This is a genomic window from Rugamonas sp. DEMB1 (assembly GCF_029834475.1).
Taxonomy (GTDB): domain Bacteria; phylum Pseudomonadota; class Gammaproteobacteria; order Burkholderiales; family Burkholderiaceae_D; genus Rugamonas; species Rugamonas rubra.
Genome location: NZ_CP122407.1, coordinates 3,143,688 through 3,157,992, shown reverse-complemented (window position 1 = coordinate 3,157,992; position 14,305 = coordinate 3,143,688). Strand labels below are relative to the sequence as shown.

At 66.7% G+C, this 14,305-nt stretch carries 7 protein-coding genes and 2 pseudogenes; 4 read left to right on the top strand and 5 right to left on the bottom strand.

Annotated features, from left to right (window positions below; translation table 11 throughout):
- Window positions 1–149 precede the first annotated feature (149 nt).
- The 5 genes and pseudogenes from xdhC to QC826_RS14275 all read right to left on the bottom strand — a co-directional run bounded on the left by xdhC (window position 150) and on the right by QC826_RS14275 (window position 8,393).
- Window positions 150–1,244: a xanthine dehydrogenase accessory protein XdhC gene (gene xdhC / locus QC826_RS14295; RefSeq protein WP_279766181.1), complete on the bottom strand. Its 1,095-nt coding sequence runs from the start codon at window positions 1,242–1,244 to the stop codon at window positions 150–152.
- A gap of 16 nt (window positions 1,245–1,260) precedes the next feature.
- Window positions 1,261–3,649 (bottom strand): annotated as a pseudogene (xdhB, locus tag QC826_RS14290) (xanthine dehydrogenase molybdopterin binding subunit).
- Window positions 3,646–5,158 (bottom strand): annotated as a pseudogene (gene xdhA / locus QC826_RS14285) (xanthine dehydrogenase small subunit). Before xdhA ends, xdhB begins: the two co-directional pseudogenes overlap by 4 nt.
- Window positions 5,159–5,417: 259 nt before the next feature.
- Window positions 5,418–7,175, bottom strand: coding sequence for an allantoate amidohydrolase (locus tag QC826_RS14280; RefSeq protein ID WP_279766180.1), 1,758 nt, complete (start codon window positions 7,173–7,175; stop codon window positions 5,418–5,420).
- 279 nt (window positions 7,176–7,454) lie between these two features.
- Entirely contained in the window at window positions 7,455–8,393 is a 939-nt protein-coding gene (locus QC826_RS14275) for a LysR family transcriptional regulator (protein WP_279766179.1), read from the bottom strand.
- 220 nt (window positions 8,394–8,613) lie between these two features.
- Between QC826_RS14275 and QC826_RS14270 the strand changes: the two genes are divergently transcribed.
- From QC826_RS14270 to QC826_RS14255, 4 genes are all read left to right on the top strand, one after another.
- A complete protein-coding gene (locus QC826_RS14270; RefSeq protein ID WP_279766178.1) occupies window positions 8,614–9,909 on the top strand; it encodes a urate hydroxylase PuuD in 1,296 nt (431 codons plus the stop codon).
- 256 nt (window positions 9,910–10,165) lie between these two features.
- Window positions 10,166–11,791: a histidine ammonia-lyase gene (gene hutH, locus QC826_RS14265; protein ID WP_279766176.1), complete on the top strand. Its 1,626-nt coding sequence runs from the start codon at window positions 10,166–10,168 to the stop codon at window positions 11,789–11,791.
- Between the two features lie 224 nt (window positions 11,792–12,015).
- Complete coding sequence (locus tag QC826_RS14260) at window positions 12,016–13,317, top strand: NCS2 family permease (RefSeq protein WP_279766174.1); 1,302 nt, start codon at window positions 12,016–12,018, stop codon at window positions 13,315–13,317.
- Between the two features lie 81 nt (window positions 13,318–13,398).
- The gene (locus tag QC826_RS14255) at window positions 13,399–14,268 is read left to right on the top strand and encodes an outer envelope protein (RefSeq protein WP_279766172.1); all 870 of its coding nucleotides are present in this window, start codon (window positions 13,399–13,401) and stop codon (window positions 14,266–14,268) included.
- Window positions 14,269–14,305: the final 37 nt, after the last annotated feature.

The window sequence follows — 14,305 nt, the reverse complement described above, 5'->3', positions numbered from 1 at the left end:
CGCCGGCCGGTGTTCGGGTGCTACCGGGGTGTTGGGACTAGCGCAGGGCTACGGGAATCGACAGCGATGCAGCACTCCCGCCCCGGCGCTGCCGGAGAGTGAGGCTGTGGGGAGGGCGCGCAATGGCGCGCCTGCTGGCGTGGTGTGCATCAGCTAAGGCACTCGGCCGGCGTCGCGGTGGCCGCCGTGCCCGAGGCGGACGGCGCGGCGCTCGTGGCGCCGGGCAGGGCGGCCTGGTCGAGCGCCTCCCACACCTGTAGCAGCTGGGCGGCGACCGAGACGGCGATGACGGCCGGCGCCTTGTCCTTGATGCCGGGCAGGCCGATCGGGCAGACCATGTCGTTCAGCCGCTCGGCGGAAATGCCGCGTTCGCGCAGGCGGCGCTCGAACTGCGTGCGCTTGGTCTGCGAACCGATCAGGCCAAACCAGGCGAAGTCGCCGCGCCGCAGGATGTGCTCGGACAGCAGCTGGTCCAGCGCGTGGCTGTGGGTCAGCACCAGGAAGGTGGTGCCGGCGTCGGCCTGGGCCACCACCGCCTCGGGCGTGTCGGTCGCCTCGACGCGCACGTTGGCCGGCAGGGCGGCGGGGAACATGTCGTCGCGCTCGTCGACCCAGGTGACCTGGCAGGGCAGCTCGGCCAGCGCGCGCACGATGGCGGCGCCGACGTGGCCGGCGCCGAACAGCACCAGGCGGCGCCGGTAGGGCAGGCAGGAGTCGACCAGCCATTGCTTGCCGCGCTCGTCGACGCGCACCTTGCAGGCCACGCCGGGACCAAGTTTGGGCAGCAGCGCCGGACCGGGGCCGGACAGCAGGGCGCCGCCGCCGTCGTACAGGGCCGGCGCGGTGACGCTATCGAGCGAGATCAGGCGCCAGCTGTCCTGGCCGTCGCGCCAGCGCCGCGCCAGGGTGGCGAAGTGGTCGCCGGCCTCGGGCATGATGCGCTCGAAGGCCAGGTGCACCACGCCGCCGCAGCATTGGCCCAGGCTGGGGCCGAGCGGGAAGCGCTCGAGCCGGCGCTCGGCGCGCGCCTCGCCGAGCGGCATGGCCAGCATTTCGCGGGCGATGTCGGTGGCGCGCATCTCCAGGTGGCCGCCGCCGATGGTGTCGAAGGCGTGGTACTGGGTGATCAGCATCTTGGCGCCGGGCTCGCGCGGCGCCGAGCCGGCCACCTGCGCCACCGTCACCAGCACGCGCGGCACCGCCTTGGCGGCCGCCGCCGTGACGGCGTTCAGTGTGGGCCCCATCGAGCTCGCCATGGCGCTACCCCTGCGCCATCGCCCGGACGGCGTCGACGGCGTTGAGGATGGCCTCGCCGGTGGCCGGCGCGTTGAGCGGCGGATTGTGGCGGTGCTGGCCGACGCTGGAAATGGCGTCGCGGATGGCGTAGAACACCGAGAACGGCAGCAGCAGCGGCGGCTCGCCGACCGCCTTGGAGCGGTGGATGCTGTCCATCACGTTGCGGTTGTCGAACAGGCGCACCTCGAAGTCCTCCGGGCAGTCGGACACGGCGGGGATCTTGTAGGTGGACGGCGCGTGCGTCATCAGCTTGCCGCCGGCGTTCCACCACAGCTCCTCGGTGGTCAGCCAGCCCATGCCCTGGATGAAGGCGCCTTCGACCTGGCCGATGTCGAGGGCCGGGTTGAGCGACTTGCCGGCGTCGTACAGGGCGTTCACCTTGAGCAGCTTCCATTCGCCGGTCAGCGTGTCGACCACCACCTCGGACACCGAGGCGCCGTAGGCGAAGTAGGAGAAGGGGTTGCCGCTCATGGTCTTCGGGGTCCCAGTGCAGGCCGGGCGTGGCGTAGAAGCCGTCCGACCACAGTTGGACGCGGGCCAGGTAGGCCTGCTGCACCAGCTCGGGGAAGGGCACCGCGACGCCGTTGACGTGGACGAAGCCGGCCGCGAAGCGCACATTGGCCGAAGCGGCCGAATCAGCCGATTCGGCCGCCCCGCCGCCGTGGCGCTTGACGGCGAATTCGGCCAGCCGCTGGCGGATGGTGTGGGCGGCGTCCTGCGCCGCCTTGCCGTTCAAGTCGGCGCCGGTGGAGGCCGCCGTGGCCGAGGTGTTGGCCACCTTGCTGGTGTCGGTCGCGGTGGCGCGCACCATCGCCAGCGGGATGCCCAGCTCGTGCGCCACCACCTGGCAGACCTTGGTGTTGATGCCCTGGCCCATCTCGGTGCCGCCGTGGTTGACCAGCACCGAGCCGTCGGTATAGACGTGCACCAGCGCGCCGGCCTGGTTGAAGTGGGTGACGTTGAAGGCGATGCCGAACTTGACCGGCGTCAGCGCCAGGCCGCGCTTGAGCACCGGGCTGCCGGCGTTGAAGGCGTTGATCTCGGCGCGGCGGCGGCGGTAGGCGCTGCTTTCCTCCAGCTCGTCGACCAGGGCGTGGATGACGTTGTCGACCACCTTCTGCTGGTACTGGGTGACGTTGCGGCCCTCCTCGTCGTTGCGGCCGTAGAAGTTGATCTTGCGGACGTCGAGCGCGTCCATGCCCAGGTTGCGCGCGATCTCGTCGACGATGTACTCGATGGCGATGGCGCCCTGCGGCCCGCCGAAGCCGCGGAAGGCGGTGTTGGACTGGGTGTTGGTCTTGCCGGCCATGGCGCGGATGTCGACGTCGGCCAGGTAGTAGGCGTTGTCGAAGTGGCAGACGGCGCGCGTCGCCACCGGGGCCGACAGGTCGGCCGAGAAGCCGGCTCGGGTGACCATTTCGACGCGGGCGGCGACGATGCGGCCGTCGTCGCCGTAGCCGACCTCGTATTCATAGTAGAAGCAGTGGCGCTTGCCGGTGACCAGCATGTCGTCGTCGCGGTCGGCGCGCAGCTTGACCGGGCGCTTGAGCAGCTTGGCGCTGATGGCGGCGCAGGCGGCCCACAGCGCCGACTGCGACTCCTTGCCGCCGAAGGCGCCGCCCATGCGGCGGCACTCGACCACCACCTGGTTGGAATTGATGTGCAGGGCGTGGGCGACCACGTGCTGCATCTCGGTCGGGTGCTGGGTCGAGCATTGCACCAGTATGCAGTTGTCCTCCTTCGGGATGGCGTAGGAGATCTGGCCTTCCAGGTAGAACTGCTCCTGGCCGCCGACGTAGAGCTGGCCCTTGGCGATGTGCTTCGACCGCTTGAAGGCCGCCTCGGCGTCGCCGCGTTGCAGGCGCATCGGCGGCACGACGAAGGACTTGGCCTCGCGCGCCGCCTGCGGCGTGAGGATGGCGGGCAGCTCGGCGTATTGAATGTCGGCCTTGCGCACGGCGCGGCGGGCGTTGTCGTGCGAGTCGGCGACGACGATGAAGATCGGCTGGCCGACGTACTCGACCAGGCCTGCGGACAGGATCGGGTCGTCGTGGATGATCGGCCCGCAGTCGTTGGTGCCGGGGATGTCCTGATGGGTGTAGACCGCCTTCACGCCGGGCATGGCGCGCACGGCGTCGAAGTTCATCGAGACGATGTTGGCGTGCGCCTTGGCCGACAGGCCCAGCGCGGCGTGCAGCGTGCCTTGCGCCTCGGGGATGTCGTCGGTGTAGGTGGCCTCGCCCAGCACGTGCAAGACGGCCGATTCGTGCGGGCGGGACTGGCCCACCTCGGCCCAGGCCATGGCGGGCGCGTCGTTCGGCTGGTTCAGGAACGCTTCCGATTTGCTGTTCATGCTACGGCGCCTCCTTCAACGAATTGTTTGGCACAATCATCGGCGTAGCTGAACGCGTTGATCGATTGGATGGCTTGGGCGTCGTCCGGACGGGTCTCCAGCCAGAAGCGGCGCAGCAGGTTTTGCGCGGTCTTCATGCGGTAGGCGGCGCTGGCGCGCATGTCGCTCAGCGGCGTGTAGTCCTGCGCCAGCGCGGCCATGGCGGCGTTCAGCGTGGCCTCGGTCCAGGGCTGGCCGTTCATCGCCGCCTCGGCCAGCGGGGCGCGGCGCGAGGTGGCGGCCATGCCGCCATAGGCCACCTTGGCGTTGTGCACCACGCCGTCGCGCAGCTCGATGGAGTAGGCGGCGCAGACGGCGGAGATGTCCTGGTCGTAGCGCTTGGCCAATTTGTAGGTGCGGAACTGGACGCCGGCGCACGGCAGCGGAATGCGCACCGCTTCGACAAACTCGCCCGGCTGCCAGTTCTTCTTCATATAGTCGAGGTAGAAGTCCTGCAGCAGCATGCTGCGCTGGCCTTTGTCGTTGCGCAGCACGATCTCGGCGCCGAGCGCGATCATCCACGGCGCCGAATCGCCGATCGGCGAGCCGTTGGCGACGCTGCCGCCCAGGGTGCCGGTGTTGCGTATCGGCTGGGAGGCGAAGCGCTGCCACATTTCCGTCAGCTCGTCCTTGTAGTGGGCGCAGACGGCGGCGTAGGCGTCGTTCAGCGAAACGGCGGCGCCGATGTGCAGCATGCCGTCCTTTTCCTCCATCTGGTGCAGCTCGGCGACCATGCGCACATAGATCATGTCGCCCAGGTCGCGCATCTGTTTGGTGACCCACAGGCCGACGTCGGTGGAGCCGGCGACGATGGTGGCGCCGGGTTTGGCGGCGCGCAGCTCGGCCAGCTCGGCCAGGGTGCGCGGCGCGTAGAAGGTTTGGCCTTCGTGGGTATAGCTGAACATGCGCTCGCGCTGGATGGCTTGCAGCGTGGCCTTCAAGGCGGCGCGGTCGAAGCTGACCGGCGGCAGTTCGCCCATGCGGCGGGCCGCTTCGATGATGGGCCGGTAGCCGGTGCAGCGGCACAGGTTGCCGGACAGGGTTTCGTCGATGGTCTTGCGGCAGGGCGCCTCGGCGACGCCTTCCTGCTTCAGGTACAAGCTCCACAGCGACATGGCGAAGCCCGGCGTGCAAAAGCCGCACTGGGAGCCGTGGCATTCCACCAAGGCTTGCTGCACCGGGTGCATGGCGCCGTCGGCCTGCTTCAGATCCTCGACCGAGAAGACGGCCTTGCCGTCCAGGGTGGGCAGGAACTGGATGCAGGAGTTGACCGACTTGAGCGATAGTTCGTCGCCCTGCAGTTCGGCCACCACCACGGTGCAGGCGCCGCAGTCGCCCTCGGCGCAGCCTTCCTTGGTGCCGGTGCAATGCAGGCTCGTCGCGCAGATGCTGCAGCAGGGTGCGGGTGGGTGCGCCATCCGAAACGGAATGGACTTCGCCGCGATAGAAGAAACGAATTGGTTCAGACATGAATGCTCCGCGCTGATTGGATGGCGATATTGTTCAGGTTAGCAGCTGCCCGCAGAGAAACCAATGGCTTGCACGCGATGGCTACTATGCACGTATGAGTATATAACTGCTGCGGGGTATGAGTCCGCGCTGATAATGCTGTGTCTTTGGGGCTGTATGGCTGCCCGGGGCGCCGGCATAGGGTCAGACCCTAGGGTCTGACCCTGGTTCCTTGCCGCTGGGATGCCAGCACCCTCGTCGCGTTGAAAATTTCCTTTTTTCAGGGCTTGGGCTGGAAGCTGCGCAGGAAGTCGAGCAGGATCACGGCCGAGGTTTCGGCGTCGTCCGCCGTCATCGTCTCCAGCGGGTTGTGGCTGATGCCGCCGTTGCCGCAGCGGGTGAACAGCATGGCCACGTCGGTCATGCGGGCCAGCGCCATGGCGTCGTGGCCGGCGCCGGACGGCAGTTCGAACACCTCCACGCCGGCGCGCTCGGTGGCGGCGGCCAGCTGGCGCACCAGCCACGGTGCGCAGGGCGCGGCCGGCGCCGACATGATCTTGTGCAGCTTGAAGTCGATCTGGCGGCGTGCGCAGATGGCCTCGGCCTGCTGGAGGATGTCGGCCACGGCGGCGTCGCGGGTGGCGTCGTCGGCGGCGCGGATGTCGAGCGACAGCTTGCAGGCGCCGGGGATCACGTTGACCGAACCGTCCGGCACCTGCAATTGGCCGACCGTGCCGACCAGCGACGGCGCCTGGGCGCAGCGGCTCTCCACATACAACACGATCTCGGCGGCGGCGGCGGCGGCGTCCTTGCGCATGTTCATCGGCGTGGTGCCGGCGTGGCTGGCCAGGCCGGTCAGCTCGATTTGGTAGCGGCAGCTGCCGGCGATGGAACTGACCACGCCGGTCGGCAGGTCGCGGCCCAGCAGCACCGGACCTTGTTCGATGTGGACTTCGACGAAGGCCAACACCTCGGCCGGGTCGCGGGCGATGGCGGCGATCTGGCCGACGTCGTGGCCGGCCTCGGCCAGCGCGGCGCGCATGCTGACGCCGTCGGCGTCGAGCTTGTCGAGCAGGGACTGGTCGAACTGGCCGATGACGGCGTTACTGCCCAAGAAGGTGCTTTGATAGCGCACGCCTTCCTCCTCGCAGAAGCCGATCACCTCGAAGTGGAAGGGCAGGCGCTCGCCGCGCTCGTGCAGGTGCTTGACGATGGCGATCGGCAGCAGGATGCCCTCGCGGCCGTCGTACTTGCCGCCGTTGCGCACCGTGTCGTAGTGCGAGCCGGTGAGCAGCGACTTGGCGTTCGGCTGGTCCGACAGGTAGCGGCCGACCACGTTGCCGACCGCGTCGATGTGCACCACCATGCCGGCCTCGCGCATCCACGTTGCCAGCTGGGCGGCGGTTTTCTGGTGCGCCGCGGTCATGTAGGCGCAGGTGAGGTTGTCGGCGTCGTCGCTCCAGGCGCCGATCACCTCGGCCCATTCCATGATGGTGGCGCCGAACTGCAGCTCGATGTCGAGCAGCGCGTTCAGGCGCATCTCGGCGATGCGGCCGATCTGGCGCAGGCACTCGGCCTGCTCGTCGTCGCGCTGCGAGCGCAGGCGGCGGGCGAAGTGGGCGGTGATCTGCTGGCGGCTCAAGCCCTTGCCGGTCGGGCCTTTGACGGCCAGGATGAAGGGGAAGCCGAACTTGGCGTTGTAGGCGGCGTTGAGGCGGTGCAGCTCGGCCAGTTCGCTGGCGCTGCAATGGGTCAGGCCGGCCTGGGCCTGCTCGCCGGTGGACTCGGCGGTCAGTTCGCCGGCCAGCGCGGCCTTGCCGGCCAGCTCGGGGTGGGCGCGGATCAGGCCCAGTTGCTCGTCGACGGAGGCGGCGCGCACCACGCCCTGCAGGGCGATCTTCAGCGCGGCGACGCTGCGGAAGGGGCGCTGCGCTGCGGCGCGCTGCGGAATCCACGGCGAATGCTCATACAGACCGTGCAGCAGGGTGGTGAATTCGTCGGCGTCGCAGCGGTTCAACTGTTCCAGGGTGATCGTCATTGTGCTCAGGCGGTCCCACCAGCCTGTCTCCTCGTGTGAATGGTTCGGCGCGTGGGACCGCTCGCCGTTCATGCGGATGCGGCGCGCTGGCGCCGTCCGTGCTTATATGGCGAATAATATAGTGTTGCGCCGCCGGCAATATATGCCCGCAGCCATAACAAGGTTCAGCGCGGGGATATGCCAAGTGTTGTTTGGCCGGAAATCCGCCAACGGAAAACGAGGGTCAGACCCTAGGGTCTGACCCTGGCTCAGCAGTCGGTATGCAACACCGGGGGCGGCTTATTTGGCGGTGAGGGCTTGGGCGGCTTGGGTGATTTGGTCGCGCAGCCATTTGTGCTCGGGGGCGGCGTGGACGCGCTCGTGCCACAGCTGGTAGAAGCGCATCGGCGGGAAGCGCAGCGGCACGCTGAAGGTCTTGATCGGCAGGTTGCGCTCGAAGAAACGCAGGTATTGCCGGCCGGTGGTCAGCACCAGGTCGGTCTGCGTCAGCATGTGCGGCATCAGGCCGAAGTAGGCGGACTCGACCACCACGTTGCGCTCGTGGCCGTGCTGCTGCAAATAGGTGTCGATCACGCCGTAGTAGCCGGACAGGGTGGGCGAGGGCGCCACGTGCGGCAGGCTCAGGTAGTCGTCCAGGGTCATGTCGTCGGCGCCGGTGCGCTTGGCGTAGGGGCTGTCGGCGCGCATGGCGCAGACGATGGGGTCTTCGAACAGCGGCGACAGGTGCAGGTGCTCGGGCGGCGCGTCCCAGTTGGCGATCAAGAGGTCGAGGTCGCCGTCGGACAGCATGCGGATCGAGTCGACTTCGGCGCCCAGGCTGTGGATGACAATGCGGCTTTTCGGCGACTCGCGTCGCAATCTCGCCACAATGTTGGGCAGAAATTGGATGTCGAGATAATCCGGTGCGCCGATGCGGAAGACGCGGCTTTCGTCCATCGAGGCGAACGGGGTCTTGTGCAAAAACAGTTGGCTGACCTCGTCGAGGATGCGTTTGGCGGGCTTTTTCAGACTCTCGCCGTGTTGCGTCGGCACCATGCCGCGACCGCCGCGCACCAGCAGCGGGTCGCCGGTCAGCTCGCGCAGCTTGCGCAGCGAGGCGGAAATGGACGGCTGCGGCTGGTCCAGTTTGAGCGCGACGCGCGAGACGTTTTTCTCGCACAGCAGCAGGTACAAAATGCGGATCAGGTGGATGTCGAGGTGGTCGGGGAGTTGGGCCATGGCGGGGTCTATAGCGTGGTTTCTATTTTTAATATACGTCGATTCCAATGAGAATAGCCAGATTTAGTTTTATCGTTCATGCCACACCATGCACGCACTGTGCTTGGTGTTCAACTCGGTCGCAGCGGAGCTTTTAAAGTTCGCGACCAATAGGGAAATCATCCCAGTCGTCTGGAGCGCCCGCGGTGGCAGACGAGTCAAATACCATCATGGAGACAACATGGAATTGCTCGCTTACGGCGTGGATTGGCTTAATCTATTGGTGCGCTGGTTGCATCTGATCACGGGCATCGCCTGGATCGGCGCCTCGTTTTACTTCGTTTGGCTGGACAACAGCATCCGCCCGCCCAAACCGGGCTCGGAGCTGGCCAAAAAAGGCGTGTCGGGCGAGTTGTGGGCCGTGCACGGCGGCGGATTCTACAATCCGCAGAAATATTTGGTGTCGCCGGCCGAGCTGCCGGCGGACTTGCACTGGTTTAAGTGGGAGGCCTACGCGACGTGGTTGTCGGGCTTCGCGCTGTTGTTCATCGTCTACTATTTCAACGCCTCGGCGATGATGATCGACAAGTCGGTGGCCGACCTGAGCCAGTGGCAAGCCATCGGCGTCGGCCTCGGCACCTTGTTGCTGGGCTGGACCGTCTACGATCTGCTGTGCCGCTCGCCGCTGGGCCAGAAGGATGGGCTGCTGGGCATCGTGATGTTCGTCTTTATCGTGGCGGTGGCCTTCGTGCTGACCAAGCTGCTCAGCGGTCGCGCCGCCTACATCCACGTCGGCGCGATGATCGGCACGATGATGGTCGGTAATGTCTTGATGCTGATTATTCCGGGCCAACGCAAACTGGTCGAGGCGATGGAGCAGGGCAAGTCGCCCGATCCCATCCACGGCAGGAAGGCCAAGCAGCGCAGCGTGCATAACAACTACTTCACGCTGCCGGTGCTGCTCATCATGATCAGCAACCACTATGCGATGACCTACAGCCATTCGTACAGCTGGTTGTTGCTGGGCGCGATCATCGCCGCTGGCGTGCTGATCCGCCACTTCTTCAATCTGCGCCACCACGGCCGCACGGCTTGGGGCTTCCCGGCCGCCGGCGTGGCGATTCTGCTCGCGGTGGCGGTGGCCATCGCGCCGCGTCCGGTGGCCAAGGCCGCGCCCATGACCCAGGCCGTTATTGCCGGCGATGCCGCCGCCATCGGCGCAGGCCACGCTGGCGGCAACGGCGGCGCCGACGCCGCAGCGACGGCCGGCGCCGCCCACGGCGCCGACTTCAACCGGGTGCAGGCCATCGTCACCCAGCGCTGCGTCAGCTGCCACGCGGCGCAGACCACCCAGCCGGGCTTTGCCACAGCGCCGGCCGGCGTGATGCTCCATACGGCCGAGTTGATCCGTCAGAACGCGGCGAAGATCAACCAGCAGGCGGTGGTGCTGAAGTCTATGCCGATCGGCAATATGACCAACATCACGCCGGAGGAGCGCGCCGAGATCGGCGCCTGGTTCGCCGCCGGGGCTAACTGAGCGCAGCGGCCAACGGCGCAGTGCCAGCGGCAGCCAGGGTCAGACCCTAGGGTCTGACCCTCGGGTTGCTCCGCTGGCAACATCTTCAGACCCTAGGGTCTGACCCTCGGGTTGCGCCGCTGGCAACATCTTCCGGGCCGTTTGGCGGCCCACGTTTTTCCACTCGACCATCCGCTCCGTCCTCCCGCGCCCGCGCCGGGACGACGGGCGCGGCTAGTCGCGCCCGTACACAACTAAATATATAGAGAGAATCATCATGAGCACAACAACCATCAATGGTTTCAACCTGACGGCCGCGCAAGTGGTGGCCGTGGCCCGCGACCGTCACATCGAGGTGGCGCTGGCCGCCTCCTCGCGCGCCGCTCTGAAGGAAAGCCGCGACTACATCGAGGCGACCTGGATGCACGACGAGGCGCCGATGATGTACAGCTTCAACACCGGCGTCGGCATGCTGAAGGACACCCGCGTCAAGGTCGCGGACATCGTGTTGTTCCAGACCCAGCTGATCAAGGCGCACGCCGCCGGCATGGGCGAGCCGTTCTCGGAGGAGGTCAGCCGGGCCACCATGCTGCTGCGCGCCAACGCCTTCGCCAGCAACTACTCGGCGCCGCGCGTCGAGGTGGTCGACCGCCTGCTGGCCTTCGTCAACGCCGGCATCCACCCGATCATGCCGCAGAAGGGCTCGGTCGGCGCCTCGGGCGACCTGGCGCCGCTGGCCTACCTGGCCGCCGCCATCGCCGGCTTCCCCGAGGCCGAGGTGATGTACGACGGCCGCCGCATGTCGGCGCCGGAGGCGATCCAGCTGTCCGGTGTCGGCCCGGTGGTGTTCGAGCTGAAGGCCAAGGACGCCTCGGCGCTGATCAACGGCTGCACCGTGTCGCTGGCGGTGGCGCTGCTGGCCGCCGCCGACGCGCGCAACATGCTGTCCGACGCCTGCCTGTCGCTGGGCCTGACCCTGGAGGCGATGCGCGCCGAAATGGCCGCCTTCGACCCGCGCATCCACGCGGCGCGGCCGCACGCCGGCCAGATCAAGACCGCCGCCATCGTGCGCAACTTGCTGGAGGGCTCGACCCGCACCACCCACGCCGCCCGCTCGGTGCAGTTTCCCGAGGAGCTGCGCCGCAGCGACATCCCCTACACCGAGCGCATCCAGGACGTGTACTCGCTGCGCTGCGCGCCGCAGGTCTACGGCCCGGTGTTCGACGCGCTCGACTACATCGACACCATCCTCGACAAGGAAACCAACTCGGCCACCGACAATCCGCTGATCTTCGGCAAGGACGGCGGCGGCTTCGAGATCATCTCCGGCGGCAATTTCCACGGCCAGTATCTGGCCCAGGCGATGGACCTGCTGGCGATGGGCGTGGCCGACCTGGGCAGCATCGTCGAGCGCCGCGTCGCCCGGCTGATCGACCCGACCCTGTCCTGGGGCCTGCCGCGCAACCTGATGTCGGGCGTGCGCGGCGTCAACACCGGCTATCCGGTGGTGCAGTGCTCGCTCAGCTCGCTGGTGATGGAGAACCGCACGCTGTGCATGCCGGGCAGCGTGGACAGCATCCCGGCCAAGGGCAATAGCGAGGACCACGTGTCGAACTCGACCTGGTGCGCGCGCAAGGCCGCCGTTGTTGTATCGAACACACAATACATTGTCGGCGTGGAAATGTTGCTCGCGGCCCAGGCGCTGACGATGACGGAGTCCCTGCTGCCCGGCTTTGTGCTCGGCAAGGGCACCCAGGCGGCCTACGACTCGGTGCGCGGGCAGATCGCCGCCTGCCTCGACGGCGACCGCTGGTTGCACGCCGACATAGAGATGGCGCGCTCCTTCGTGGTCAGCGGCTCGGTGCGCAAGGCGGTCGAGGCGAAGATCGGGAGTTTTGTCTAGCTGGTGCCGCACCGTCGAAAAGGAGGGAAGTGAGGGGCGAAACGGCAGGATCTGCGCTTTGCCCCGCCCGATATAGGAATCCACTGATAGGAAGTATCCGCTTTGCCGGACATGGCGAAGAGGATGCCGGGATATGGTCACACCCAGGTCCGCCGCCGGTTGTTCCCCTGTTTAATCGGCGCACGACACATGAAGTATATAAAAAGAGAACAAGGAGACGCAAAATGTTGTTACTAGAAAAGTTTTTCAAGCTGAAAGAGAACGGGACGAACGTTCGCACCGAACTGGTCGCCGGCCTCACCACCTTCCTGACGATGGCCTACATCATCTTCGTCAACCCCTCCATCCTCGGCGACGCCGGCATGCCCAAGGGCGCCGTGTTCGTCGCCACCTGCGTGGCGGCGGCGCTGGGCTGCCTCATCATGGGCCTGTACGCCAACTATCCCATCGCGCTGGCGCCGGGCATGGGGCTGAACGCCTACTTCGCCTACGTGGTGGTGAAGGGCATGGGCATGCCGTGGGAAATGGCGCTGGGCGCGGTCTTCATTTCCGGCTGCCTGTTCCTGTTCGTCAGCGTGTTCAAGTTGCGCGAGATTATCGTCAACGGCATTCCGCATTCGATACGCACCGCGATCACCGTCGGCATCGGCCTGTTCCTCGGCCTGATTTCGCTGAAGAGCGCCGGCATCGTCGTCGCCAACCCGGCCACGCTGGTGTCGGTGGGCGATTTGCACAAGGCGCCGCCGCTGCTGGCCATCATCGGCTTTTTCATCATCGTCGCGCTGGACCGGCTGGCGGTGAAGGGCGCGATCCTGATCGGCATCCTGGCCGTGACGGTGCTCAGCTTCTTCGTCGGCGGCAACCACTTCGACGGCCTGGTGGCCGCGCCGCCGTCGCTGGCGCCTACCCTGTTCAAGCTCGACATCATGGGCGCGCTGTCGGTCGGCCTGCTCAACGTGGTGCTGGTGTTCTTCCTGGTGGAATTGTTTGACGCGACCGGCACCCTGATGGGCGTGGCCAACCGCGCCGGCCTGCTGGTCAACGGCAAGATGGAACGCCTCAACAAGGCCTTGATGGCCGACAGCTGCGCCATCGCCGCCGGCTCGCTGCTGGGCACCTCCAGCACCACCGCCTACATCGAAAGCGCCGCCGGCGTGCAAGCGGGCGGCCGCACCGGCCTGACCGCCGTCGCCGTGGCCGTGCTGTTCCTGGCCTGCCTGTTCATTTCGCCGCTGGCCGGCGTGGTGCCGTCCTACGCGACGGCGCCGGCGCTGCTGTACGTGGCCTGCCTGATGCTGCGCGAACTGGTCGACATCGACTGGTCCGACACCACGGAAAGCGTGCCGGCCGCCATTGCCGCGCTGACCATGCCGTTCACCTATTCGATCGCCCTGGGCGTGGCTTTCGGCTTCATCTCCTACGCGGTGTTGAAGCTGTTGACCGGCCGGGTGCGCGAAGTGCGTCCTGTGATTTGGGCGATCGCATGCGTGTTCACGTTCAAGTTCGTCTATCTCGGCGCGGGCTGAGCGGGCAGCACCCATTCGCGCCCGGCGGCGCCACCGCTGCGCTGCCGGCCGCATCGTCAATTCAATTGGACTACATAAAAAATGTTTAACACTACAAAGAGACACCTTCCACAACTGTTGTGCATCGCCTGCCTTGGCCTGGCCGGCGCGGCCCAGGCCGCCGACTGGAGCGACACCTCGATCAGCTATCGCACCGGCAACGACTACCGCGAGCCGTTCAATCCGCAGGACATTTCCAAGCATATCTTCGCGCTGACCCACGTCAGCGGCTACAAGTACGGCAGCAACTTCTTCAACGCCGATTTCCTCGTCTCGGACAAGAACGATCCCGCCTCCTTGAACCAGAGCGGCGGTGCGCAGGAGGCCTACATCCTTTACCGCAACACCTTTGACCTGGGCAAGATTACCGGCAAGGCCATCAAGCTCGGCCCGGTTAGCGGCGTCGGCGTCACGGCCGGCTTCGACGTCAACACCAAGAACGACGTCGGCTACAACTCGCGCAAGCGCATGCTGGTGCTGGGACCGACCTTGATGTGGGACGTGCCGGGCCATTTGAACACCAGCCTGCTGCTGCTCAACGAGAGCAACGCGCCGAGCGGCGCCTTCGCGCCGATCTCCGGCGTGACCGGCCGCTATACCTACAAGACGCACGCGATGCTGGCGGCCGATTGGTCGATTCCGGTGGGTTCTCTGGTGGCGTTTGAAGGTTTCGCCAACTTCATCGCCGCCAAGGGCAAGGACGAGGTAGGCCGCGATACCGGCGCCGAAACCAATATCGACATGCAGCTGATGCTTGACGTGGGCGCGCTGGCCGGCAGCGCCAAGAACACCTTCCGCGTCGGCGTCGAGTACCAGTACTGGCGCAACAAGTTCGGCAACACCTCGGCCACCACCGGCGGCCGGGGCAATGTCGCCAAGACGCCGATGCTGCGCGCCGAGTACCACTTCTAAGCGGGTAAGGCCCCGGCGCGCTTGTCGCCGGGGTGTT